This is a genomic window from Ramlibacter sp., from assembly GCF_035655895.1.
Lineage (GTDB): Bacteria > Pseudomonadota > Gammaproteobacteria > Burkholderiales > Burkholderiaceae_C > Ramlibacter.
The window spans coordinates 273160-297344 of sequence record NZ_DASRTN010000013.1 but is presented as its reverse complement, the minus strand read 5'-3'; the positions used below and the strand labels follow the sequence as shown (position 1 = coordinate 297344).

The 24185-nt window shown below is 71.5% G+C and carries 25 protein-coding genes and 1 tRNA gene; 17 read left to right on the top strand and 9 right to left on the bottom strand.

The features are described 5' to 3' along the window. Nucleotides 1–13: 13 nt before the first annotated feature. The 8 genes from VFE82_RS15790 (at nucleotide 14) to VFE82_RS15755 (ending at nucleotide 6206) form a co-directional block, all read left to right on the top strand. On the top strand, nucleotides 14–1759 hold the full coding sequence (locus VFE82_RS15790) for a tetratricopeptide repeat protein (RefSeq protein WP_325001271.1): 1746 nt from the start codon (nucleotides 14–16) through the stop codon (nucleotides 1757–1759). Further along, nucleotides 1756–2277, top strand: a complete 522-nt coding sequence (locus VFE82_RS15785) for an outer membrane lipoprotein LolB (protein WP_325001270.1) — start codon at nucleotides 1756–1758, stop codon at nucleotides 2275–2277. Before VFE82_RS15790 ends, VFE82_RS15785 begins: the two co-directional genes overlap by 4 nt. A gap of 3 nt (nucleotides 2278–2280) precedes the next feature. Next, a complete protein-coding gene (ispE, locus tag VFE82_RS15780; RefSeq protein WP_325001269.1) occupies nucleotides 2281–3141 on the top strand; it encodes a 4-(cytidine 5'-diphospho)-2-C-methyl-D-erythritol kinase in 861 nt (286 codons plus the stop codon). A gap of 20 nt (nucleotides 3142–3161) precedes the next feature. Further along, nucleotides 3162–3238: transfer RNA gene (locus VFE82_RS15775), tRNA-Gln, on the top strand. A gap of 43 nt (nucleotides 3239–3281) precedes the next feature. Further along, a complete protein-coding gene (locus VFE82_RS15770; protein WP_325001268.1) occupies nucleotides 3282–4259 on the top strand; it encodes a ribose-phosphate pyrophosphokinase in 978 nt (325 codons plus the stop codon). A 79-nt stretch (nucleotides 4260–4338) separates the two neighbouring features. Then, complete coding sequence (locus tag VFE82_RS15765) at nucleotides 4339–5013, top strand: 50S ribosomal protein L25/general stress protein Ctc (RefSeq protein WP_325001267.1); 675 nt, start codon at nucleotides 4339–4341, stop codon at nucleotides 5011–5013. 84 nt (nucleotides 5014–5097) lie between these two features. Next, nucleotides 5098–5706 (top strand): aminoacyl-tRNA hydrolase, encoded by a 609-nt coding sequence (gene pth / locus VFE82_RS15760; RefSeq protein ID WP_325001266.1) that lies wholly within the window; start codon nucleotides 5098–5100, stop codon nucleotides 5704–5706. A 29-nt stretch (nucleotides 5707–5735) separates the two neighbouring features. Continuing rightward, the gene (locus VFE82_RS15755; protein ID WP_325001265.1) at nucleotides 5736–6206 is read left to right on the top strand and encodes a DUF4124 domain-containing protein; all 471 of its coding nucleotides are present in this window, start codon (nucleotides 5736–5738) and stop codon (nucleotides 6204–6206) included. Here the strand turns inward: VFE82_RS15755 and VFE82_RS15750 are convergent. Then, complete coding sequence (locus tag VFE82_RS15750; protein WP_325001264.1) at nucleotides 6203–6490, bottom strand: YfhL family 4Fe-4S dicluster ferredoxin; 288 nt, start codon at nucleotides 6488–6490, stop codon at nucleotides 6203–6205. The genes VFE82_RS15755 and VFE82_RS15750 overlap by 4 nt on opposite strands. 57 nt (nucleotides 6491–6547) lie before the next feature. On the opposite strand from VFE82_RS15750, the gene VFE82_RS15745 reads away from it, so the two are divergent. The 8 genes from VFE82_RS15745 to VFE82_RS15710 all read left to right on the top strand — a co-directional run bounded on the left by VFE82_RS15745 (nucleotide 6548) and on the right by VFE82_RS15710 (nucleotide 15327). Beyond that, nucleotides 6548–7498, top strand: a complete 951-nt coding sequence (locus VFE82_RS15745) for an ABC transporter permease (protein ID WP_325001263.1) — start codon at nucleotides 6548–6550, stop codon at nucleotides 7496–7498. Between the two features lie 10 nt (nucleotides 7499–7508). Further along, entirely contained in the window at nucleotides 7509–8390 is an 882-nt protein-coding gene (locus tag VFE82_RS15740; protein WP_325001262.1) for an ABC transporter permease, read from the top strand. A 3-nt stretch (nucleotides 8391–8393) separates the two neighbouring features. Continuing rightward, nucleotides 8394–9395 carry an ABC transporter ATP-binding protein gene (locus VFE82_RS15735; RefSeq protein ID WP_325001261.1) on the top strand — a complete coding sequence of 334 codons (1002 nt, stop codon included), beginning with the start codon at nucleotides 8394–8396 and terminating at the stop codon, nucleotides 9393–9395. Then, the gene (locus VFE82_RS15730) at nucleotides 9392–10201 is read left to right on the top strand and encodes an ATP-binding cassette domain-containing protein (protein ID WP_325001260.1); all 810 of its coding nucleotides are present in this window, start codon (nucleotides 9392–9394) and stop codon (nucleotides 10199–10201) included. The genes VFE82_RS15735 and VFE82_RS15730 overlap by 4 nt, the downstream gene beginning before the upstream one ends. A 97-nt stretch (nucleotides 10202–10298) precedes the next feature. Continuing rightward, nucleotides 10299–11792, top strand: coding sequence for an ABC transporter substrate-binding protein (locus tag VFE82_RS15725; protein ID WP_325001259.1), 1494 nt, complete (start codon nucleotides 10299–10301; stop codon nucleotides 11790–11792). A gap of 85 nt (nucleotides 11793–11877) precedes the next feature. Further along, nucleotides 11878–13299, top strand: a complete 1422-nt coding sequence (locus tag VFE82_RS15720; RefSeq protein ID WP_325001258.1) for an amidase — start codon at nucleotides 11878–11880, stop codon at nucleotides 13297–13299. Next, the gene (locus VFE82_RS15715; RefSeq protein WP_325001257.1) at nucleotides 13289–14623 is read left to right on the top strand and encodes a tetratricopeptide repeat protein; all 1335 of its coding nucleotides are present in this window, start codon (nucleotides 13289–13291) and stop codon (nucleotides 14621–14623) included. The genes VFE82_RS15720 and VFE82_RS15715 overlap by 11 nt, the downstream gene beginning before the upstream one ends. Further along, on the top strand, nucleotides 14620–15327 hold the full coding sequence (locus tag VFE82_RS15710) for an alpha/beta hydrolase (RefSeq protein WP_325001256.1): 708 nt from the start codon (nucleotides 14620–14622) through the stop codon (nucleotides 15325–15327). The genes VFE82_RS15715 and VFE82_RS15710 overlap by 4 nt, the downstream gene beginning before the upstream one ends. On the opposite strand, the gene coaD is transcribed toward VFE82_RS15710, so the two are convergent. The 4 genes from coaD to VFE82_RS15690 form a co-directional block, all read right to left on the bottom strand. After that, nucleotides 15324–15830 carry a pantetheine-phosphate adenylyltransferase gene (gene coaD / locus VFE82_RS15705; RefSeq protein WP_325001255.1) on the bottom strand — a complete coding sequence of 169 codons (507 nt, stop codon included), beginning with the start codon at nucleotides 15828–15830 and terminating at the stop codon, nucleotides 15324–15326. The two genes, VFE82_RS15710 and coaD, sit on opposite strands and share 4 nt — an antisense overlap. A 31-nt stretch (nucleotides 15831–15861) precedes the next feature. Then, nucleotides 15862–16470 (bottom strand): 16S rRNA (guanine(966)-N(2))-methyltransferase RsmD, encoded by a 609-nt coding sequence (rsmD, locus tag VFE82_RS15700; protein WP_325001254.1) that lies wholly within the window; start codon nucleotides 16468–16470, stop codon nucleotides 15862–15864. A gap of 217 nt (nucleotides 16471–16687) precedes the next feature. Continuing rightward, nucleotides 16688–18052: a pitrilysin family protein gene (locus VFE82_RS15695; protein ID WP_325001253.1), complete on the bottom strand. Its 1365-nt coding sequence runs from the start codon at nucleotides 18050–18052 to the stop codon at nucleotides 16688–16690. Between the two features lie 11 nt (nucleotides 18053–18063). Continuing rightward, complete coding sequence (locus tag VFE82_RS15690; protein ID WP_325001252.1) at nucleotides 18064–19506, bottom strand: pitrilysin family protein; 1443 nt, start codon at nucleotides 19504–19506, stop codon at nucleotides 18064–18066. A 29-nt stretch (nucleotides 19507–19535) separates the two neighbouring features. Between VFE82_RS15690 and ftsY the strand changes: the two genes are divergently transcribed. Further along, complete coding sequence (gene ftsY / locus VFE82_RS15685; protein WP_325001251.1) at nucleotides 19536–20759, top strand: signal recognition particle-docking protein FtsY; 1224 nt, start codon at nucleotides 19536–19538, stop codon at nucleotides 20757–20759. 12 nt (nucleotides 20760–20771) lie between these two features. Here ftsY and phnE read toward each other — a convergent pair whose 3' ends face one another. The 4 genes from phnE to VFE82_RS15665 form a co-directional block, all read right to left on the bottom strand. Then, a complete protein-coding gene (phnE, locus tag VFE82_RS15680; protein WP_325001503.1) occupies nucleotides 20772–21530 on the bottom strand; it encodes a phosphonate ABC transporter, permease protein PhnE in 759 nt (252 codons plus the stop codon). A gap of 64 nt (nucleotides 21531–21594) precedes the next feature. Next, nucleotides 21595–22431: a PhnE/PtxC family ABC transporter permease gene (locus VFE82_RS15675; protein WP_325001250.1), complete on the bottom strand. Its 837-nt coding sequence runs from the start codon at nucleotides 22429–22431 to the stop codon at nucleotides 21595–21597. Between the two features lie 11 nt (nucleotides 22432–22442). Further along, nucleotides 22443–23270 (bottom strand): phosphonate ABC transporter ATP-binding protein, encoded by an 828-nt coding sequence (locus VFE82_RS15670; protein ID WP_325001249.1) that lies wholly within the window; start codon nucleotides 23268–23270, stop codon nucleotides 22443–22445. Nucleotides 23271–23292: 22 nt separating this feature from the next. Continuing rightward, nucleotides 23293–24165, bottom strand: coding sequence for a putative selenate ABC transporter substrate-binding protein (locus VFE82_RS15665; RefSeq protein ID WP_325001248.1), 873 nt, complete (start codon nucleotides 24163–24165; stop codon nucleotides 23293–23295). Nucleotides 24166–24185 lie beyond the last annotated feature (20 nt).

The following is a 24185-nucleotide window of genomic DNA, read 5'->3' as shown; positions in this document are numbered from 1 at the left end:
TATGATGGTCCGGATGAAATCCCGCTTCCGCCTGGCCACGGGCGCACTCCTGCTGCTCGCCCTGGTGCAGACGGGCCTAGCCCAGCAGGCCGAACGGCCCGAAGCCAGCGCCGAGCCCGCGCCTGTTCCCAGTGCACTGGACGCCGAGCTGTTCTACGAAGTGCTGCTTGGCGAGCTGAACGCGCGCGGCACCGAGCCGGCCACCGGCTATGCGCTGGTCCTCGATGCCGCGCGCAAGACCAACGATCCGGAGCTGTACCAGCGCGCGGTGGAGATCGCCTTCCAGGGCCGCTCCGGCGATGCGGCGCTGCAAGCCGCCCGGGCCTGGAAGCAGGCGCAGCCGAAGTCGCGCGAAGCGAACCGCTACGTGCTGCAGATCCTGCTGGCGCTGAACCGGATCACCGAAAGCACCGATCCACTGCGCACGGAGTTCGCGCTGTCCGAGCCGCGCGAGCGCGGCGCCTTGCTGGCGGCGATCCCGCGCCTGTATGCGCGGGTGGCCGACAAGAATCTGGCCGCGAACGTGGTCGAACAGGCACTGGCCGAACCCCTGGCGCAGCCCGCCACGGCGGCGGCCGCCTGGGCCAGTGTCGGGCGCGTGCGGCTGGCGGCGGGCGACACGCCCGGGGCGCTGGACGCCGCCCGCCGCGGCCAGGCCGCGGATGCCGCGGCCGAAGCGCCCGTGCTGCTCGCACTGGAGCTGATGGAGCCGGGGCAGCCGCAGGCCGAGGCCATCGTGCGCCAGTACATGGACGGCAAGCCGCTGCCCGAGATGCGCATGGGGTATGCGCGGGCGCTGCTCGATGCCCAGCGCTACGTCGAGGCCCGTCGGCAGCTGCAGGTCGTCACGACCGAGCGCCCCGAGCTGGCGGAGGCGTGGCTGGTGCTCGGCACGCTGCAGGTCCAGGAGAACCAGTTGCCCGGCGCCGAGACGGCGCTCAAGCGGTACGTCGAGCTGGCGCAGGAGCAGCGCGGCGCCGAAGACCGCAGCCGGGGCCTGGCCCAGGCCTACCTGGCGCTGGCCCAGATCGCCGAGAAACGGCGCGACTTCGCGGGTGCGACGGCGTGGCTCGACCGCATCGAGAACTCCCAGGACCTGGTGTCCGCGCAGAGCCGCCGGGCCTCGCTGCTGGCGGGCCAGGGCCGGCTGGACGACGCACGCAAGCTGATCCGCTCGATTCCCGAGCGCGCTCCCACCGACGCCCGGATGAAGCTCACCGCCGAGGTGCAGCTGCTGCGCGAGCAGAAGCAGTACCGGGCCGCCTACGACCTGCTGGCCGACGCGGTGGCCAAGGAGCCGCGCGACACCGAGTTGCTCTATGACCAGGCGATGCTGGCCGACAAGCTCGAGAACCACGCCGAGATGGAGCGGCTGCTGCGCCAGGTGATCGAGCTCAAGCCCGACTACCACCATGCGTACAACGCCCTCGGCTACTCGCTGGCAGAGCGCAACGTCCGCCTGCCCGAGGCCCGGCAGCTGGTGCAGAAGGCGCTCGAGTACGCCCCCGGCGATCCGTTCATCAGTGACAGCCTGGGGTGGGTCGAATTCCGCATGGGCAACAAGGCCGAGGCCAAGCGCATCCTCGAGGAAGCCTACCGGTCCAAGCCCGATCCGGAAATCGCGGCGCACCTCGGAGAGGTGTTGTGGAGCCTGGGCGAGCAGGAGCGCGCGCGGGCGGTCTGGCGCGAAGGCGCCCTGGCCGCACCGGACAACGAGACACTGCAGGAAACGTTCAAGCGCCTGCGCTTCAAGCCATGAGCCCACGCCTGCGCGCCCTGCTGCGCGGCAGGCAGCGCAGGGCCGCGACGGCTGTCGTCGTGGCGCTCCTGCTGGCCGGCTGCGCGGCGCCACCGCACCGCCCCGAGACCGCGCCGGCGGGCGACGTGCGCACCGGCCGGCTGGCGCTGGCGGTGCAGGACCAGCCGGGCCAGTCGTTCTCCGCGGCCTTCGAATTGCGTGGCCGCCCGGAGGCGGGCGAGTTGACGCTGCTGAACCCGCTGGGCGGCACGGTCGCGGTCCTGCGGTGGCAGCCCGGCGAGGCCGTGCTGTCGGCCCAGGGCCGCGAGCCGCAGCGCTTTCCATCTGTGGACGCCATGGTGGAACAGGCCACCGGCTCCGCCCTGCCGCTGGGCGCGCTGTTCGACTGGCTGGCCGGCATCGCCACACCCGTGCCTGGCTGGGAGGCCGACCTGACGGCCCTGCACGACGGGCGCCTGCGGGCACAGCGCAAGTCGCCGCCGCCCCAGGCGGACCTGCGCGTCGTACTGGATCGCTGATCCATGCGCTCGCTGCACGACGTGCCGGCACCGGCCAAGCTCAACCTCTTCCTGCACATCACGGGACGGCGGCCCGACGGCTACCACCTGCTGCAGTCGGTGTTCACGCTGATCGACTGGCAGGACACGCTCCATTTCGAGCATCGGCCAGGTGGCGCGCTCAGCCGCGAGGACATCGGCGCGCCGGTCCCGGCCGACGACCTCGTGCTGCGCGCCGCTCGCGCGCTGCAGGCCGCCACCGGCACGACGGCCGGCGCGCACATCGTGCTCGACAAGCGGGTGCCCGCCCAGGCCGGCATGGGCGGCGGCTCCTCCGACGCGGCCAGCTGCCTGCTGGCCTTGAACCGACTGTGGAACACCCGGCTGCCGCTCGCGCAGCTCGAGCACCTGGGGCTCGCGCTTGGTGCCGACGTGCCATTCTTCCTGCGCGGACGCAATGCCTGGGTCGAAGGCGTGGGCGAGCAGATCACGCCCATCGACGTGTCGATCACCCGGTTCGTGGTGGCCAAGCCACCCAGCGGGCTGGAGACCGCGTCGATCTTTCGCGACACGGCGCTCAAGCGCGACTCGGAGCCTGCTATACTCTCGGGCTTTGCTGCAGACCCGCTGCAATTCGGTCGAAACGACCTGCAGCCGGTGGCCCAGCGGCTCTGCCCCGATGTGGGCCGGGCTCTGGAATGGCTGGCCTCGCAAGGGCTGGCCGGCCGGATGACAGGCTCGGGGAGCGCGGTGTTCGCGCCGCTTCCGCCGGGACAGTCGATGGCGCAGGCACCGGACGGCTGGGCGGTCAGGGAGTGCAGCAACATGGAGGTCCATCCACTCGTGGGATGGGCACCCAGCGACGATTCATCGGTTTGCCGCTGATTGCAGCGGTCGACCCGTGTAGGGGAGTCGCCAAGTTGGTTAAGGCACCGGATTTTGATTCCGGCATGCGAGGGTTCGAGTCCTTCCTCCCCTGCCAAATTCATTGGCACACATTGGTTAACTGATCGCTGGGACCGCACATGCAGTCTGCTCAGACTCCCGACTTCATGGTGTTCACCGGCAACGCCAATCCCGGCCTCGCGGCCGAGATCGCGAGCCACCTGGGCATCTCGCTCGGAGCGGCCAGCGTCGGGCGGTTCTCGGACGGCGAAGTCACGGTCGAGATCAACACCAACGTGCGGGCCCGCGACGTGTTCGTCGTGCAGTCCACCTGCGCTCCGACCAACGAGAACCTGATGGAACTGCTGATCATGGTCGACGCGCTCAAGCGCGCTTCGGCCGAGCGGATCAGCGCCGTCATCCCCTACTTCGGCTACGCCCGCCAGGACCGCCGCCCGCGCTCCTCGCGCGTGCCGATCTCGGCCAAGGTGGTGGCCAACCTGCTGCAGACCGTGGGCGTCTCGCGCGTGCTGACGATGGATCTGCACGCCGACCAGATCCAGGGCTTCTTCGACATCCCGGTCGACAACATCTACGCCTCGCCGGTGCTGCTGGCCGACGTGCGCTCCAAGAAGTACGAGAACCTGATCGTGGTTTCGCCCGACGTGGGCGGCGTGGTGCGCGCCCGCGCGCTGGCCAAGCAGCTGGGTACCGACCTGGCCATCATCGACAAGCGTCGCCCGCGCGCGAACGTCAGCGAGGTGATGCACGTCATCGGCGAGATCGAGGGCCGCAACTGCGTGATCATGGACGACATGATCGACACCGCGGGCACCCTGGTGAAGGCCGCCGAAGTGCTCAAGGAACGCGGCGCCCGCAAGGTCTACGCGTATTGCACGCACCCGATCTTCTCGGGCCCGGCGATCGAACGCATCGCCAAGGGCTCGGCGCTCGACGAGGTGGTGGTCACCAACACCATCCCGCTGTCGGACGGCGCGCGCGCCTGCGGCAAGATCCGCCAACTCACCGTGGCCCCGCTGATCGCCGAGACGATCCAGCGCATCGCCAAGGGCGAGTCGGTGATGAGTCTGTTCTCGGACCAGGAAAACCTGTTCTGAGGCATCGCGGCCTCCGCTGTCGGGGGCCTTTTTCAACCGGAGCCACACTGGTCGCGGTGGGTTCTTCACGGAGTCAAACATGAAATTCGTCGCTTTCGAGCGCGCCAAGCAGGGAACGGGTGCGAGCCGCCGTCTGCGCAACACCGGCCGCACGCCCGGCATCGTCTACGGTGGCGATGGCCAGCCCCAGCTGATCGAGCTGGACCACAACGCGCTGTGGCACGCGCTGAAGAAGGAAACCTTCCACTCCACCATCCTGGAGATGGAAATGGCCGGTAACACCAGCAAGGTCCTGCTGCGCGACGTGCAGATGCACCCGTTCAAGCAGCTGGTGCAGCACGTCGACTTCCAGCGCGTGGACGCCAAGACCAAGCTGAACATGAAGGTGCCGGTGCACTACGTGAAGGCCGAGGAGTCCCAGGCCGTCAAGTTCGAGCACTGCGTCGTGAACCACGTGATCTCCGAGCTGGAAGTCGCCTGCTTCCCCGGCGACCTGCCCGAGTTCATCGAAGTCGACCTGTCCGGCCTGAAGAAGGGCATGTCGCTGCACCTGTCCGAAGTCAAGCTGCCCAAGGGCGTGACCCCGGTCCTGCACGGCAAGAAGGACCCGGTGCTGGTCTCCGTCGTGGCCACCGTGGCCGAGGAGCCCGCCGAGGCCGCCGCCGCCCCGGCCGCGGATGCCAAGGCTGCTCCGGCCAAGGGCGCTGCGCCCGCCAAGGCCGCCGCCCCGGCCAAGGCTGCCGCCAAGAAGTAAGCCCCTTCAGCTGAAGGAAGAAGGCCCGCCTCGGCGGGCCTTCTTGCGTCTGGGGACCGCCATGTTTGCACTTACCATCGCCCGATGATCAAGCTGTTCGTCGGCCTGGGGAACCCGGGCTCCGAGTACGAGGACACGCGCCACAACGCGGGGTTCTGGTGGATCGACGCACTCGCACGCGACCTCAAGCTGCACCTGACGATGGACCGGGGCTACCACGGGCTGGTGGCGCGTGGCACGGTGCACGGCCAGACCGTGTGGCTGCTCGAGCCGCAGACGTTCATGAACCTCTCGGGCAAGTCGGTCGCCGCCCTCGCCCGGTTCTTCAAGATCCAGCCCGAGGAGATCCTGGTGGTGCACGACGAGCTGGACGTCGTGCCGGGCCAGGCCAAGCTCAAGTTCGGAGGCAGCCATGCCGGCCACAACGGGCTGCGCGACATCCATGCCCAGCTGGGCACGGGCGACTACTGGCGCCTGCGGCTGGGCATCGGCCATCCGGGCGTCAAGTCCGAGGTGATCCACTGGGTCCTGAAGAAACCCGCGCCCGACCAGCGCGACGCGATCCAGGCCTGCATCGCCCGCACCCTCCAGGCATTCCCCGCCCTGCTGGCGGGCGAGATGGACAAGGCCACCCTGCTCGTGCACACGAGCAAGCCTCCGCGACCGAAGCCGCCACGGCCGCCGGAGGCCTGAACCGACAGCTGGCGGCAGGGAGGACCACCATGCCATCGATCCGGGCCATTGCCCCGCTCCTGCTCGCCGCCGCATCCGCGGGCGCCGGCGCCCAGACCATCTGGCGCTGCGCCGACAACACCTACAGCCAGCAACCCTGCGAACGGGGCAGCAGCGTGGCGGACGCGCCTGCGCCCCCGACGGCCGCCGAGAGGGCGCGCAGCCAGGCCGCCGCCCAGCGCGATGCACGGCTGGCCGACGCGATGGAAAAGGACAGGCTCCGGCAGGAAACCGCCGCGCGCGCCACGTCCGTCGTGCCGGCATCGGACCTGCCGCGCCCCGAAGCCCACAAGTGGCCCGACAAGGCGGGCACGCGCAAGCTCGACGTCTTCACTGCGACCGTGCCGGGAAGCGCCGCAGCCAGGAAGAAGGAGAAAGCCAAGACCGCGAAGCCGTCGACCGACAAGGCGGCCGCGACAGCGGAACCGGGGCGGATGGCCGCGGGCGGTCGCCGGCCCTAGGCCTTGGCGTCGGGTGAGGGGACCACCACCGGCTCGACCCTCAGCGTGAGGCGCCGGTACTTCAGCCAGAGCGTCTCGCGGTCCTCGATGTGCGCCGGGTTCGGCGGGATGCACGCCACGGGGCACACCTGCACGCACTGCGGCTCGTCGAAGTGGCCCACGCACTCGGTGCACTTGCCCGGGTCGATCTCGTAGATCTCCGGGCCCAGCGAGATCGCCGCATTCGGGCACTCGGGCTCGCAGACATCGCAGTTGATGCACTCATCCGTGATCATCAATGCCATGTACGTGTCCTTGCAGCAGCTCGAGTCCAGACCTGATCTGGCATTATCCCGCGCTGCATGAGCGTGTTCCTGTTCAAGCGGCTGATCACCCTGGTTGCGACACTGGTTGGCGCTTCGGCCGTGGTCTTCCTGGTGCTGGAAGTGCTGCCTGGCAACGCCGCTCAGCTGCTCATGGGTCCTGATGCTTCGCCGGAAGCGGTCCAGGAGCTGGCCAGCCAGCTCGGGCTGGATCGCCCGCCCCTGCAGCGCTATGCCGACTGGATCGGCGGCCTGCTCACCGGGAACCTGGGCAACAGCTACGCCTACAGCACGCCGGTGTCCGAACTGGTGCTCGAGCGCCTCGAGGTCACGGTGCCGCTGGCTGTCATGGCCATGGCGTTGACCGCGGTCATCGCGCTCGTCGCGGGGGTCTACGCCGCATCCCGCCACAACCGGCTGGGCGACGTCGGCGTGATGGGGCTGTCGCAGCTGGGCGTCGCGATCCCCAACTTCTGGTTCGCCATCCTGCTGATCCTGCTGTTCTCGGTGCACCTGAAATGGTTCTCCGCGGGCGGCTTCCCCGGGTGGGGCGAAGGACTGCTCCCGGGGTTGCGGGCCCTGCTGCTGCCGGCCCTCTCGCTGGCCGTGGTGCAGTCCGCCATCCTGGCGCGCATCACGCGCTCGGCGGTGCTTGACGTGCTGCGCGAGGACTTCGTGCGGACGGCCCGCGCCAAGGGCGTCTCGCGGCGCGGCACGCTGTGGGGGCATGTGCTGCGCAACGCCATGGTGCCGGTGGTGACCGTCATGGGCCTGCAGTTCGCCGAGCTGCTGGCGGGCACCATCGTCGTCGAGAGCGTCTTCTACCTGCCGGGGCTGGGGCGGCTGATCTTCCAGTCGATCGCCAACCGCGACCTGATCGTGGTGCGCAACTGCGTCATGCTGCTGGCCGCGATGGTGGTGGTGGTCAACTTCGTCGTCGACCTGCTGTATGCGGCCATCGACCCGCGGGTCCAGGCGAGCGACATCTGAGGTCGAGCCGATGGATGCCGTGCCCCTGCCTTCCCCGCCCCCGCCGCCGGCCGACGGTCCGGGCTTCGGCCGCCGTGCGCTGCGCCATCCCAGCTTCGTCGTGGGCGCGGTGCTCAGCCTGCTGCTGGCCGCCGCCGCAGCGCTCTCGCTCGGCTGGACGCCACATTCGCCATACGACGTCGACATGGCCAGCAAGCTGCTGCCGCCGGGCGGCACGCACTGGCTGGGGACCGATCCGTACGGCCGCGACGTCGCCTCGCTGCTGCTGGTGGGCGCGCGCGCCTCGATCCTGGTGGGCGTGATCGCCGTCGGCATCGGCCTCGTGGTCGGCGCGGCGCTCGGCCTGCTGGCATCGGCGCGCCGCGGCTGGGTCGAGGAGGTGATCATGCGCGTGGCCGACTTCGGCTTCGCCTTCCCCGCCATCCTGTCGGCCATCATGCTCACGGCCGTGTTCGGGCCCGGCATGGTCAACGCCATCGTCGCGATCGGCATCTACAACATCCCGACCTTCGCCCGCATCACCCGGGCCTCGGCCAACGCGATCTGGTCGCGCGACTTCGTGCTGGCCGCGCGCGCCTGCGGCAAGGGCACGCTGGCGATCACGCTGGAGCACGTGCTGCCGAACATCGCTTCGGTGCTGGTGGTGCAGGCCACCATCCGGTTCGCGATCGCCATCCTGGCCGAGGCCGCGCTGTCGTACCTGGGGCTGGGCACGCAGCCGCCGCAGCCGTCCTGGGGCCGCATGCTGGCCGAGGCGCAGACACTGATGTTCCAGGCGCCGCTGCTCGCGGTCTTTCCCGGCGTGGCGATCGCCATGGCCGTGCTGGGCCTGAACCTGCTCGGCGACGGCCTGCGCGACCTGCTCGACCCCCGCCTGGCGCGCCGCCGCTGACGCATGCCCCTGCTCGACGTCCAGGACCTCGCCGTCACGCTGCAGACGCAGCGCGGCCCGGTGCGGGCGGTCCGCGACATGGGATTCACGCTGGAGCGTGGCCAGACGCTGGGCCTGGTGGGTGAGTCCGGCTGCGGCAAGTCGGTCACGGCCCTGGCCCTCATGGGCTTGCTGCCCGAGAACGCGCGCGCCACCGGCAGCGTGCGCCTGAACGGGCAGGAGCTGCTCGGCTTGCCCGAGTCGCAGCTGCGCCGCCTGCGCGGCGACCGCATCGGCATGGTGTTCCAGGAGCCGATGACAGCACTCAATCCGGTGCACACCATCGGCCGCCAGGTGGCCGAGCCGCTGCGGCTGCACCGGGGCCTGTCGGCGTCGGCGGCGCGCCGCGAGGCGGTGGCGCTGCTCGACCGGGTCGGCATCCCGGACGCGGCGCGCCGGATCGACGGCTACCCGCACCAGTTCTCGGGCGGCCAGCGCCAGCGCATCACCATCGCGATGGCGCTGGCCTGCGGGCCCGACCTGCTGATCGCCGACGAGCCGACCACGGCGCTCGATGTGACGGTGCAGCAGCAGATCCTGGAGCTGATCCGCGGCCTGGTGCAGGAGCGCGGCATGGCGCTGATCCTGATCTCGCACGACCTGGGCGTGGTGGCACAACACGTGGACCGCCTCATCGTGATGTACGGCGGCTCCGCCGTGGAAGGCGGCCCGACGCGCACGGTGTTCGCCGATCCGATGCATCCGTACACGCTCGGGCTGTTCGGCGCGCGGCCGCACCTGGGCCGGGCGCGCGGCGAACGGCTGGCCACCATTCCCGGCACCGTGCCCGACCTGCCCGACCTGCCGCCCGGCTGCCCGTTCGCCGGCCGCTGCACGTTCACCATCCCCGACTGCCACACCACCGTGCCGCCGCCGGCTCCGGTGGGTCCCGGGCACCACGCGCGCTGCATCCGGCTCGACGCCGTCGCGGCCGCCAGGGCGGCGCCCGGCCGGAACACCGCATGAGCGCGCCGCTGCTGCAGGTCGAGCAACTGGTGCGCGACTACACGCTGCCGCGCGCGCGGCTGTTCTCGCCCCCGCCGGTCGTGCACGCGCTGGCCGGCGTGAGCTTCCAGGTCCACCCGGGCCGCAGCCTGGGCATCGTGGGCGAATCCGGCTCCGGCAAGTCCACGCTGGCCCGGCTGGTGATGGCGCTGGACCGGCCCACGGCGGGACGGGTGCTCCTGGACGGCCGCGACCTGCACGCACTGCCTGCCCGGGCGCTGCGGCAGGCCCGGCGCGACTTCCAGATGGTCTTCCAGGATCCCTACGGATCGCTCGATCCGCGCCAGACCATCGACCGCATCGTCGCCGAGCCCCTGGCTGCCCAGGGGGACGCCACGGCGTCGCAGCGGCGGGCGCGCGTGGCTGAAGCCATCGAGTCGGTCGGCCTGCGGGCCAGCGACCTGCGCAAGTACCCCCACGAGTTCTCGGGCGGACAGCGCCAGCGCATCGCGATCGCGCGGGCACTCATCACCCGGCCGCGCCTGATCGTCGCCGACGAGCCGGTGAGCGCCCTGGACGTCTCGGTGCAGGCGCAGGTGCTCAACCTCATGCAGGACGTGCAGGCCCGCTTCGGCGTGACCTACGTGCTGATCAGCCACGATCTGGCCGTGGTGCAGCACCTGTGCGACGAGGTCGCCGTGCTGCAGCAGGGCCGCATCGTCGAACAAGGCCCGCCGGCCCGCCTGTTCCACGCGCCGGAACACCCCTACACCCGCGCGCTGGTGGCCTCGGTGCCGCGCATCGCGTCGCCGGCGGTGGCGGGCTGAGCGATGCCCCTTGCCGCCCGACGCCCATGTGCCGGATGATCCGGCGCCTTGCCGCACGCACTACAGTGCACCCGTTGAACCTGCCTGGAGCCTTCACATGCTGAATCGCCGGACCGTCCTTTCTTCCGCCGCTGCCGCGGGCTTGCCGCTTGCACTGCCGGAGCTGGCATGGGCCCAGGGACGCAAGGACGCCGTCGTGCTGGCCATGGCGCTCGAGCCGAGCCCCGGACTGGACCCCACGGCCGGCGCGGCCTCCTCCATCGGCGAGGTCACGCTCTACAACATCTTCGAGACGCTCACCAAGATCGGCGCGGACGGCGGCGTGACGCCGCTGCTCGCGGAGAGCTGGGAAGTCTCGCCCGACCTGACCACCTACACCTTCCGCCTGCGCAAGGGCGTCCGGTTCCACAACGGCGAGCCATTCAATGCCCAGGCGGTCAAATTCTCCTTCGACCGGGCCGGCGGCGAGCGCAGCACCAACAAGGACAAGCGCACCTTCGCGAACCTCACCACGCGCGTGGTGGACGAGCACACGGTGGTGGTGCTGACCAAGGAGATCGACCCGGACTTCCCCTTCCTGCTCGGACAGGCCACGGCCGCGATCGTCGAGCCCAAGAGCGCCGACACCAACGCGACGCGTCCCGTGGGCACGGGTCCGTACCGGCTGGAGAACTGGATGCGCGGCTCCGCCATCACGCTCACCAAGTGGGATGGCCACCGCAACGCGGCCAACGTGCGGCTCAGGCGTGCGACCTTCCGCTTCATCCCCGACCCGGCGGCCCAGGTCGCGGCGCTGCTAGCCGGAGACGTCGACGTCTTTCCGCGGGTCACGCCGCGCAGCGTCGCCCAGTTCAAGGACAACCCGCGCTACCAGCTGGTGGTGGCCGGCTCGCGGGCCAAGACCATCCTGGCGCTGAACAACCGTCGCAAGCCGCTCGACGACGTGCGGGTGCGCCGCGCGATCGCGGCGGCGATCGACCGCCAGGCCTTCATCCAGGGCGCGGCGGACGGCTACGGCGTGCCCATCGGCAGCCACTACGTGCCGGGCGCACCCGGTTATGTCGACACCACCGGCGTGAATCCGTACAACCCCGACAAGGCACGTGCCCTGCTCAAGGAAGCGGGCATCACCTCGCCGCTGGAACTGACGATCACGCTGCCGCCGCCGCCCTATGCACGCCAGGGCGGCGAGGTGCTGGCCTCGCAGCTGTCCAAGGTGGGGATCAACGCGAAGCTGCAGAACGTCGAATGGGCGCAGTGGCTCTCGGGCGTGTACGGCAACAAGAACTACGACATGACGATCATTTCGCACGTCGAGCCGTTCGACCTGGGCAACTTCGCCAAGCCCGACTACTACTGGAACTACCAGAACCCGAAGTTCAACGAGATCTACGACCGCATCAAGACGTCGCAGCGGGCGGCCGACCGCAACAAGCTGCTCGCGGACGCCCAGCGCCTGCTGGCCGACGATTGCGTGCACGCCTTCCTGTACCAGGCGCAGTGGGTGACGGTGGCCAACCGCAACCTCAAGGGGCTGTGGAAGGACATGCCGATCTTCTGCAACGAGCTGTCGGCGCTCGCCTGGACCTGAGGTCTCCGGTGCCCTTCGCGATCGCATTCACCGCGGCCTGGCCGCACCCCGCGCGGCGTTGCTGCGGCGCCGCGCGGGGTGCCGCATGACGCCGCTGCACGAGCTGTCCGCCACGGCCCTGCTCGAGGGCTACCGCCGCCGCGAGTTCTCGCCGGTCGAGGCGACACGCGCGGTGCTGGGCCACGTGGAGCGCTGGGAGCGGCATCTGTGCGCGCTGTACCTGCTGCGACCCGAGCGGGCGCTGGAACAGGCGCGCGCCAGCGAAGCGCGCTGGCTGCGCGGCGAACCGCTCGGCCCGCTCGATGGCGTGCCGCTCACCCTGAAGGACAACATCGCGACGGCGGGCGATCCGCTCCCGCTCGGCACCGCCGCGACCGACCTGCTGCCGGCCACCGCCGATGCACCGCCGGCAGCCCGTGTGCGCGAGGCCGGCGCCGTGCTGCTGGCCAAGACCACCATGCCCGACTACGGCATGCTGTCCTCGGGACTGTCCAGCTTCCACGCCCTGGCACGCAATCCCTGGGACCTGCGCAAGACGCCCGGCGGCTCCAGCGCCGGGGCCGGCGCGGCGGCGGCCGCGGGCTACGGGCCCTTGCACGTGGGCACCGACATCGGCGGCTCGCTGCGGCTGCCGGCCGGCTGGTGCGGCATCTTCACCCTCAAGCCCAGCCTGGGCCGCATCCCGATCGATCCACCCTACATCGGACGTGCCGCCGGTCCGATGACGCGCACCGTGGCCGACGCCGCCCTGGCGATGTCGGTGCTCTCGCGTCCCGACGCGCGCGACAGCATGAGCCTGCCCTGGCAGGACATCGCCTGGAGCGACCTCGACCGCGGCGCGCAGCGGCTCGCCGGCCTGCGCATCGGACTGCTGCTGGAAGCCGGCTGCGGGCTGGCGGTGTCCCCCGAGGTGCGCGCGGCCGTCGAACACGCCGCGCGGCTGTTCGAGCGCGCGGGCGCCCGCATCGCGCCGATGGCGCCGTTCATGACGCAGGGAATGCTCGACGGCATGGACCACTTCTGGCGCATGCGGTCGCGCGTCGACATGGCCATGCTCCCCGCGCAGCGCCGCGCCAAGGTGCTGCCCTACATCCGGCAGTGGGCCGACAGCGCCGCCGGCATGGACGGGGAGGCGGTGTTCCGCGCCTTCCACCAGTTCCACCTGACGCGCGTCGCCACCGTGGAGGCCTGCCGGCCGTTCGACTACGTGATCTCGCCGGTGTCGCCGGTGCCGGCGTTCGATGCCCGGCTCCCCTCGCCCACCAACGATCCCCTGCGACCACTCGAGCACATCGGCTTCACGGTCCCGTACAACATGTCCGAGCAGCCTGCCGCGTCGGTCCATTGCGGCTTCACCGCCGAGGGCCTGCCGATCGGCCTGCAGATCGCGGGCCAGCGCTTCGACGATCTCGGCGTGCTGCAGGTGGCGCGCGCGTTCGAGTTGCTGCGCGGCCCGCAGCGGCCCTGGCCGCAGCCGCCGTCCGAGGCGCTGGACCATGTGGACTGACAGCCTCGGCAACGCCGTCACGCTGGAGCCGGGCGGCACGGGCCTGGGAGCGCTGAACGACTTCGTCGAAGGCTTCATCGCCAGCGAGGCGCGGGCCACCCGCATCCTGGCCGCCGCCGATGACCCGAGCCCCATCGTGCAGGCGTCGATCGCGGCGGTGCACATGTTCGCCGAGTCCGCGGCGGCACCGGCCAACGCCCGGCCGTTCCTGGCGCGCGCCCGGGCGGGCGCTGGCGCCGTCACGCCGCGTGAGCGCAGCTTCATCGAGGCCGTCGGCGCGTGGGTCGAGGGCGACCTGCCGCTCGCCCTGGCGCGGCACGAGGCCCATGTGCAAGAGCATCCGAGGGACCTGGCGGCGCTGAAGCTCGCGCAGTACCACCTCTTCAACCGGGGCGATGCGCCCGGCATGCTGCGGCTGGCACTGGCCGCGTTGCCGGCGGCGGCCGACGTGCCCTATCTGCACGGCATGCTGGCGTTCGCGTGGGAGCAGTGCCACGGGCTCGAGCAGGCAGAGGCGGCCGCGCGGCAGGCGATGCGGCTGCGGCGCAAGGAGCCGTGGGCCCACCACGCGCTCGCCCACGTGATGCTCACGCATGGCCGCCTGCACGAGGGACACGCCTTCCTGGCCGACGTGAGCGCGACCTGGACCGGGCTGAACTCGTTCATGGCCACGCACAACTGGTGGCACCAGGCGCTGTTCGCGCTCGAACTGGACCGCGCCGACGAGGTGCTGGTGCTGCACGACCGGCAGGTGTGGGGCGTCGCCAAGGACTACACGCAGGACCAGGTGAACGCGGTGTCGCTGCTCGCGCGGCTGGAGCTGGCCGGGGTGGACGTCGGCGATCGCTGGCAGGACGTGGGCAATCACCTGGCGGGCCGCACTGCCGACCAGGTCCTGCCCTTCCTGGACATGCAGTACCTGCTGGGACTGGCCCGCGCCGGCCGGCCCGAGGCCGACGCGCTGATGCGCAACATCGAGCGCCGCGCCGCGCAGGCGGGCGACGACGACCATGTCTGGCGCGACGTCTGCCTGCCGGCCAGCCGCGGACTGCTGGCGTGGGCGCGGGGCGACCACCCGCAGGCGGTGCGGTCGCTGGGCGAGGCCCTGCCCCGGCTGCAGGAGATCGGCGGCAGCCACGCCCAGCGCGACCTGTTCGCGCAGGTCCACCTCGACGCGCTGGTGCGCAGCGGCCACGGCAGCGGGGCGCAGAACCTGCTGCAGCCGCAATTGCGCGCCCAACCCGAGTCGCGCCGGCTGCGGCGGCAGGCGGCGCAGCTCTACACATCGCTGGGCCTGCGGGCCGTGGCGCACCAGTTCCTGTGACCACGCTCGTGCTGCTGCCCGGCCTGGCGGCCGATGCCCGGATGTGGCGCGACCAGCTGCCCGCCCTGGCGCGATGGCGACCGGTGGTGACCGATGTCCACATGCGGCATCCCACCGTGGCCGAGATGGCGGCGGCGCTGCTGGTGCGGCACCCCGGCCCGCTGGTCCTGTGCGGCGCCTCGATGGGCGGCATCGTGGCCATGGAGGTCGCGCGCCAGGCACCCACGCGGGTGGCCGGGCTGGCCCTGCTCGGCACGACGGCACAGCCGGAGACCGACGAGATGCGCCAGGTGCGCGAGCGCGCCATCGCGCTCTTCTCGCAAGGCCGGGTGGCCGACGTGATCGAGCCGAATGCGGCGATGGCCTTCCACCCCGACCACGCGCAGGATGCCGACCTCGTGGGCCGCTACCTGGCGTTCGTCCTGCAAGCCGGTGGCGAGCAACTGGTGCGCCAGAACCGGGCCATCGTCGAGCGTCCCGATGCCCGGCCGCACCTGGCGCGACTGCGCTGCCCGACCCTGGTGGTCTGCGGGGAGGACGACCAGCTGACGCCCGCGGAGCGCTCGCGCGAGATCGCGTCGCTGGTGCCGCACGCCCGGCTGGTGCTGCTGCCGCGATGCGGCCACATGCTGACGATGGAGCAGCCGCAGACCGTCAACACGCTGCTGCGGGAGTGGCTGGAGAGCCTGCCGGCCTGGGCCTAGGGTCCACCGAGACTGCGGACCTTCTCGGTCAGGCGTCGCTGGACCATCGGCGAGACGAACTTGTCGACCTCGCCGCCCAGCACCGCGATCTCGCGCACGAAGGTGCTGCTGATGAACTGGTACTTGTCGCTGGGCGTGAGGAACACGGTCTCCACATCCGGCATCAGGCTGCGGTTCATGCCGGCGAGCTGGAACTCGTAGTCGAAGTCGGTCACCGCGCGCAGGCCGCGCACCATCGCCTTGCCGCCGCGGGCGACGACGAAATCGCGCAGCAGCCCGGAGAAGCTCTCCACCTCCACGCCGGGGTAGGCCTTGACCACCTCGCGCGCCATGTCGATGCGCTCGGCCAGCGTGAACATCGCCTTCTTGTGGTGGCCGGCGGCCACGGCGATGATGACCTTCTCGAACAGCTGGGTGGCGCGCCGGACGACGTCCTCGTGGCCCAGGGTCATCGGGTCGAAGGTGCCGGGATAGACGGCAATGACGGGGTGGATGGGGGGCATGGAGCTTGCCTCGTGGTCGAGCCGTTGGCGATTATGCGGCGGCGGCCGGCGCGCGGCCGAGCAGGTGGGCGTGCACGGCCCCGGCCTTCACGTGGCGCTGCAGCACCAGGCCGTGCGCCGCGGCGGCCGCTTCCGACCATGCGGTGGGTGCTTCGAGGTACAGCCTGCCCTCCTCGGCCAGGGCCGGCACGGCGGCGGCGACGGCCTTGTCGAACAGGTCGGCGTCGAACGGCGGATCGAGGAACACCAGGTCCTGGCCGGTGCCGGCCAGGTCCTTCAGCACGCTCAGGCCGTTGGCCCGGCGGACCTCGACCGCATCGGCGGCGAGCCGGGCCTTGACAGCCCGCAGCGCCGCGACGAGATCGGGGTCCTGCTCCACCAGCAGCACCTGGGCTGCCCCGCGCGAGGCGGCTTCCAGCCCGAGCGCGCCGGTTCCCGCGAAGACGTCCACGCAGCGCCAGCCGTCGAGGTCCTGACCGAGCCAGTTGAACAGGGTCTCGCGCACCCGGTCGGATGTGGGCCGCAAGCCGGGTTTGTCGGCCACCGCGAGTCGCGTGCGCTTCCACAGTCCGCCGATGATGCGGACCTCCTGCGGCGGACGGCGGGCGGACGAGGGAGCGGAAGCGCGCGGGCGTGGCATGCCAGCAGCTTACCGGCAGCATCGGGGCGGCATCCCGCGCCTGGAAAGCGGCAGGCCAAAAAAAAGGCGCAGGGTCCGAAGACGCTGCGCCCAATTCCTCTCGAAGTGCTTGGAGTAACTCTGTGAACCGAACCTGTGTGACAGCAGGTGGTTGGATTCTTGGGCAAACCGGACAGGAGTGAAGCGGCGCCCCTGTCAAGATTGACAGGGGCGGCCCTCATGGCCGGACGGACGGCGTTGCGCCGACGACGACCGTCACCATCCGGCCGGGCTGCAGCTTGCGCGCCATCGCGGCGCGCACGTCCTGCGCGGTGACCTTGGCGACCTGCGCCGTCCAGGTGTCCAGGTAGTCCAGCGGCAGGTCGTGCCAGGCGATCGAGGCGACGTTGTCCAGCAACTTGCGGTTCGTGTCGATGCGCAGCGGGAAGCCGCCGATCAGGTTGTCCTTGGCCGCCTGCAACTCGGCCGGCGTGGGGCCTTGCGCCACGTAGCCCGCCACCACCTCCTGCGCGACGCGCAGCGCCTGCTGCACCTGGTCGGGTCGCGTCTGCAGCGACACGGTGAAGGCACCGGCATGCAGTCCCGGCGAGAACGAGCTCGAGGCGCCGTACGTCAGCCCGCGCTTTTCCCGCACCTCCTGGTTCAGCCTCGACACCAGCCCGCTGCCGCCGAGCACGTAGTTGCCCACCAGCAACGGGAAGTAGTCGGGATCGCTGCGCTTGTAGCCCGGCTCGCCGAACAGGACATGCGCCTGGGCCGACTGGAACGGGATGCTCTGCATCGCCGGCGCGGCGATCGGCTGCACCTCGGGCACCGCCGGCAGCTCGGGACAGCCGGCCCCGTCGGGCAGCCGAGGCAGGCGTGCCAGCAGTCGGGCCGCCATGGCATCAGCACGCGTGCGGTCGAGGTCGCCCACGATCGTCACCTTGGCCCGGCACGCGAGCAGGTGCGCGCGGTGGAAACGCCGCATGTCCTCGACGCCGATCGCCGCCAGCGTCGCCACGGTCGTGTCCTGGCCATAGGGATGGCTGTCGTACACGGCCTTCTGGAAGGCCTTCCAGGCGACGGTGCCCGGCCGGGTGTCGCTCTCGCGGATCGCGGCCCCGATGCGCTGGCGCTCGCGGTTCCAGACGTCGACCGGGAAGGATGGCTCGCCGAGCTGGCGCGAGGCCAGCAGGACGGCGCGGTCGAGCAGCGCCGGGTCGGTGAGCGAGCGCAGCGTGAAGCTCATGCGGTCCCAGCCGGCGTCCGCGCCGAAGCCGGCCCCCAGGTCGGCCCAGGCCTCGCCCAGCTGATTCTCGTCCAGCGCCGGTTCGCCGGCTGCGGGCAGCACGCCCTTGCCGGCCATGCCCGCCGTGGCACCGGCCAGGCCCGCCTGGGGCGCCGGGTCGCGCCGGCTGCCGGCGTCGAAGTCGACCTGGACATCGACCATCGGGATGCCGCGGCTCTCGACGAAATAGATGCGCGCGCCGCTCGCCTGGCGCCAGTGCTGGATGGGCAGCGCGGCCAGCGCGGTGCCGAGGCCCGACACGAGGACGGCGCCGAGGACGAACGCGCGCAGGAGATGGGGGAGGTTCTGCATGGTCGGGGCCTTCAATGCCGCAGCCCGGCCGCCGGCGTGCGCGGCCGCGCGCCGGGATCGCGCGGCAGCGGGCGCAGGATGCCGACCGTGAGCTGGTCGTCGCCGAAGTACTTGGCGGCGGCTGCCTGCACCTGTTCGGCCGTCACCGCCTTCAGGCGTTCGATCAGCCGTTCGCCGGCGTCCAGCGGCAGGCCCCAGATCCAGAAGGCGCCCAGTTCGTTGGCACGGTTGAACACCGAGTCGAGCTTGTAGGTCTCGGCGGCGATCCAGCGCGTCTTCACCCGCTGCAGCTCGGAGGCGCTGACGCCTTCGCGCGCCACGCGGGCCACCTCGGCGCGCAGCGCGGCCTCGACCTGCTCGGGCGTCTTGCCCGGCGCCGGCACGCCGTCGAGCGTGAACAGCTGCGGCCCGCGACCCCACAGGCCGTTGCCCGCGCCGGCGCTGTCGGCCACCCGGTCCGGCCCTTGCGTCAGGCCGCGGTCGAGCCGGGCGCCGCTGTAGCCGTCGAGCACCGCGGCCAGCACCGTCAGCGCCAGGGCGTCGTCGCCTTCGGCGTTCGGCTCGAAGCTGCGCAGCTGCGGAACCTTGAACGACAGCGCGACATAGGACTGCTCGGCCGGCGCCTTGTGCTCGACCCGGCGCAAGCCGGCCTGGACGGGTTCGGCGCGCGGCTTGCGCACTGGAACCGCACGCGCCGGGATGGCCCCGTAGTACTTCTGCGCCAGCCGCAGCACCTGCTGCGGATCGACGTCGCCTGCCACCACCACGGCGGCATTCCCCGGCACGTACCACTGCCGGTAGAAGTCGCGCAGGTCCTTCGGCGTCATCGCATGCAGGTCGCTCATCCAGCCCCCGATCGGCCGGCGATAGGAGGACGCCAGGAAGGTCGTGCCGCTGATCACCTCGTAGAGCATGGCGCGCGGCGAATCCTCGATGCGCAGGCGCCGCTCTTCCTTGACCACCTCGATCTCGCGCGTGAACTCGTCGTCGGCCCAGCGGTTGTTGGCGAAGCGGTCGGCTTCCAGCCGCATCACCTCTTCCAGGCGGGCAGCGGGAATCTGCTGGTGGTAGCCGGTGTAGTCGCGCCCGGTGAACGCGTTCTCGCGCCCGCCCATGGCCGCGACGCGGCGCGAGAATTCGCCCGGCCCGAGCTTGGCGGTGCCCTTGAACATCATGTGCTCGAGGGCGTGGGCCACGCCGCTGGTCCCGTCGACCTCATCCATCGCCCCGACGCGCACCCACAGCATGTGGACGGCGGTCGGCGCACGCCGGTCGGGCTGAACGATCACCGTCAGGCCGTTGTCCAGCGTGAACTGCACGGGACGGTTGGCGGCTGCCGGGGCCGCGGCGGAGGGGTTGGCCGGCAGGTCGGCCGGGGACTGCGCCAGCGCAGGCCCAGCCAGGAGCAGCGTGGCACAGCAGGCGGCCAGCGCGCGTCGCAGGGGGTGTTTCATAGAATCCCTTGATTCTAGAAACACGCTCGATGTTCAGTTTCTTTCGCAGAAAGCCGCCGCCACCGCCGCCGGCCCCGGTCGCAGCGCCCGCTGCGGCTCCCGCAGCGACGCCGGCTCCGGCGACACCGGCGCCGGCGGCCGCTCCCGCCGCGCCCACGCCCACACCCGCGCCGCCCCCTCCCACCGTCGCCGCGCCGAGCGCAGCACCTGCCGCGCCCGTCGCTCCGCGACCCGCCGTGACCCCGGCACCGGCGCCGGCCGCCAAGCCGGCCTTCGGTGGCGGGCTGATCGGCAGCGCACTCGTGCGACCGATGGACATCCCGGCGCCTGCGCCGGCCGAGCCGGTTGCGCCGGAACGCCAGCGCTGGGTCGACCGGCTGAGCGCCGGCCTGCGCAAGACCGGCTCCAACCTGGCCCAGGTCTTCACCGGCGGCCAGATCGACGACGCACTGTACGAGGAGCTCGAGTCGGCCCTGCTGATGGCGGACACGGGAGTCAAGGCGACGCAGCACCTGCTCGACGAGGTCAAGCGCAAGGTCGCTTCCAGCGGCGCCACCCGGCCGGTGCAGGTGAAGAACATCCTGAACGAGACGCTGGCCCAGCTGCTCAGGCCGCTGGAGAAGGCGCTGGTCATCGGCGAGCGCCAGCCGACGGTGATCATGGTCGCCGGCGTCAACGGCGCGGGCAAGACCACCTCCATCGGCAAGCTCACCAAGCACCTGGCCGGCGAAGGCTGCTCGGTGCTGCTGGCCGCGGCCGACACCTTCCGCGCCGCGGCGCGCGAGCAGCTGGCGATCTGGGCCGACCGCAACATGGTCGAGATCGTCAGCCAGGAAGGCGGCGACCCGTCCGCGGTCAGCTTCGATGCGGTGAGCGCCGGCCGCGCGCGCGGCAAGGACGTGGTGATCGTGGACACCGCGGGGCGGCTGCCCACGCAGCTGCACCTGATGGAGGAGCTGCGCAAGATCAAGCGGGTGGTGCAGAAGGCGCAGCCCGATGCGCCGCACGAGGTGCTGCTGGTGATCGACGGCAACACCGGGCAGAACGCGCTGGCGCAGGTCAAGGCCTTCGATGCGGCGCTCGGCCTGACGGGGCTGGTGGTGACCAAGCTCGACGGAACGGCCAAGGGCGGCGTGCTCGCCGCCATCGCGCAGGAGCAGCCGATCCCCGTCTACTTCATCGGCGTCGGCGAGAAGCTCGAGGACCTCGAGACCTTCAACGCGCGCGAGTTCGCGCAGGCCCTGCTCGGTTGAGGCGGCGGACCGTCACAGCGTGAGCGCGCGGCGCAGCGCGTGGCTGGCGGCATCGACCGCGAGCACCAGCACCAGCATCGCGGCCAGCACGGTGCCGGTCTCGGGCATCTGGAACAACCCGAGGTGGAAGGCCAGCAGCTGCCCGAGGCCGCCGGCCCCCACCACGCCGAGCACCGCAGCCGCGCGGATGTTGTTCTCCCACCGGTACAAGGTGTAGCTGAGCAGTTGCGGCAGCACCTGCGGCAGCACCGCATAGGCCAGCACCCGGCCTTCGCCGATGCCGCGCGTGCGCAACGCGAACCCGGGGCCCGGCGGCGCATTCTCGATCGCCTCGGCGAACAGGCGCCCCAGCACGCCCGTGGTGTGCAGGGCCAGTGCCACCGTGCCGGCGAATGGCCCCAGGCCGGCGGCGACCAGCAGCAGCGCGGCCCACATCAGCTCGGGCACGCTGCGCAGCGCGTTGAGCACCAGCCGGCTGGCGCCGCGCCAGCGGGCCGGGTCCGCCTCGTGGGTGCGACTGGCCGGCAGCGCGAGCCACAACCCGCCCACCGCCGCCAGCAGCGTGCCGAGGACGGACATCGCCACCGTCTCCAGCATCGCGGGCCAGACGCGCGCAAGGAAGCGCGGCGCCAGGTCGGGTGCCAGCAGTTCGCCCAGGAAGCGCCCCATCCGCGAGAGCGACTGCGGGCCGAAGAAGCGGGACCACTGCAGGTCGAGCGACGCGAAACTCAGGACCACCAGGGCGAGCAGCGCGGCCAGGAACAGCGCCATGCGCAGGCGTGGCCGCCACCAGGTGGCGGGCAGCTGCAGCGGTGGTGGGGGGCTCGCCACCGTGTCAACCCAGCGCGCTGCGCAACCAGCCGCTCAGGCGGTCGGTCAGTGCCACCAGCAGCACGAAGACGATGAGCAGGGTGCTGACCTCCGAGCCGCTGAACATCTTCATCGCGTTGTCCATCTGCTGGCCCAGGCCGCCCGCGCCGACAAAGCCCAGCACCGCCGACGACCGGATCGCGCACTCCCAGCGGTACACGGTGTAGCTGGTCAGCTCGGCCGCGTTCTGCGGCAGCAGCCCGTAGAAGAACGCCTGCATGCGGCCGCTTCCGTTGCGAAGCAGCGCGCGCGCCGACTCGGGCTCGCCGCTCTCGAGGATCTCGCCATAGACCTTGCCCAGCATGCCGCCGTACGTGAGGCCGATCGCCAGGACGCCGGCCGTCGGGCCCAGCCCCACGACGCGCACGAACACCAGCGCCCAGATCAGTTCGGGGACGCTGCGCAGCAGCACCAGCACCGCCCGCACGACGCCGCGCACGATCGCCGCCCCCGGCGCCATCCTGCCGGTCAGCGCGGAGAGCGACAGCGCACGCACAGACAGCAATGCCAGGGGCCAGCCGAACAGAAGGCCCAGCGCCATGCCCGCGGTGGCGATGGCGACCGTGCGCCAGGTCTCGCGGGCGACCAGGGCGAGGAAGTCCGGATCCAGCCGCGGCGGAAAGAAGTCGGCGAGGAAGCGCAGGGTCGCCTGCAGGCTGGCCGGCTCGAACAGCTGCCACGGCCTGAACTCGGTCACCACCAGCAGGGGCGCGAGCACCACCAGGGTCAGCAGGCCCCATGACAGCCGGCCGACCCACGCCGGGTCGCGCAGGCGCGGTGGTGCGGTCACGGTGTGCGCCACGCCTGCCTCCTTCAGCGGCAGTACGACACCGCCGGCGCCGTCGGCGGCGTGTCCAGTGCGGACGGCGCAGGGCCGGCGAGTTCGTCCCAGCGCTGCGCGTAGAGCGCCTGCAGGCGTTCGGGGGTGACCTGGTCCGAAGGCAGGTCGAACTGCAGCGCGCCCTCGCGCAGGCCGAGCACGCGCGGGAAGTTCCGCAGCGCCATCGGCACGTCGTGCAGGCTGCAGACCACGGTGGCGCCGCGTTCGCGCGCGGCCTGCGTCAGCGTCTCCATGGCCTGGCTGGCGCGCGCAGGATCGAGCGCCGACAGCGGCTCGTCGACCAGCAGCAGCCGCGGCCGCGCCACCAGGGCACGGGCCAGCCCGACCCGCTGCCGCTCGCCGCCCGAGAGACGGTCGACGCGCTCGAACAGCTTGTCCGCCAGCCCGAAGCGGCCCAGCGCCGCGTGCGCCTCGTCCAGGCCGGTCGGCAGCAACAGGTTGCGCAGGCTGCGCAGCAGGCCGATGTGCGGCAGCCGCCCCGCGAGCACCGCCGTCACCACGCGCTGGCGCGGTGGCAGCGGCGGCACCTGGGGCGCCAGGAACAGCTCCCCGCGCAGCTGGCGCAGCGCCGGGGCGGAGAGCGCCCAGGGGTCGCGGTCGCCGAGCAGCAGCGTCCCGGCCGCGGGTGGCAGGGCGCAGGCCAGCGCGTGCAGCAGCGTGGTCTTGCCCGCGCCCGACGGCCCGATCACCGCCACCTGCTCCCCCTGCCCGAGCGAGAGTGTCAGGGGCGCGAGTGCCGGCGGTGCATCACGCCGTCCGGCCGGATGGCGCACGCTCAGATCCTGGAGCGAGACTTTCACGCCCTGTCGCTGCCGCGGGGCCTCACTTGAGCAGGCCGGCGTTGCGCGCCGCCGCCTCGATGGCGCGGTAGTTCTCCGGCCGCGTCGGCACGAAGCGCGTCGCGCGCTGAAGCTCCAGGATCTCGCGTCCTTCGGCCGTCTCCTTGTTCAGGTCGAGGAACGCCTTCTGCAGCCGCTCGCGCTGGGGCGCCGGCAGTTCGGCATGAACGGTCCAGTTGTAGTCGTAGTAGGGCGGGGTCGTGTGGAAGACGCGCACCTTGGCCGGGTCCACCTTCTTGTCCGCCACCAGCTTCTCCCAGACCGAGATGTTCAGCGCGCCCGCATCGACCTTGCCCGACGCGACCGCGGCCACCGTGGCGTCGTGCGCGCCCGAGTACGCCACGCGCTTGAGGTCCCGGTCCGGGTCGACGCCGGCGGCCAGCAGGAAGCTGCGCGGCATCAGGTGACCGGAGGTGCTGGACTGGGACCCGAAGGACAGCGTGCGGCCCTTCAGGTCGGCCAGCGAGCGGATCGCGTCGTTCGTGGTCACGAACACCGAGCGGAACTTCTCGTCCTCCTCGCGCTGGACCAGCGGGACGACCTTGCCGCCCGAGCGCTGCTGCGCCTGCACGAAGGTGAAGCCGCCGAACCAGGCCAGGTCGACCTGCTGGTTGGCCAGGGCCTCGACGGCCGCCGCGTAGTCGGTCACCGGCGTGTACTCCACCTTCGCGCCCAGTCGCTGCTCCAGGTACTTCATCAGCGGCGCGGCCTTGCGGGCCAGCTCGGTCGGCGATTCGTCGGGAATCGCGGTGACGCGGAACACCCGCTGGGTGCCCTGCGCGCGGGCGCCGGTGGCGGCCAGGGCGGCGAAGGCGGCGATCGCCGTGCGGCGGCTGAGGGAAACGGGATGCGACATGGAACTCCTCCGGTCTTGTT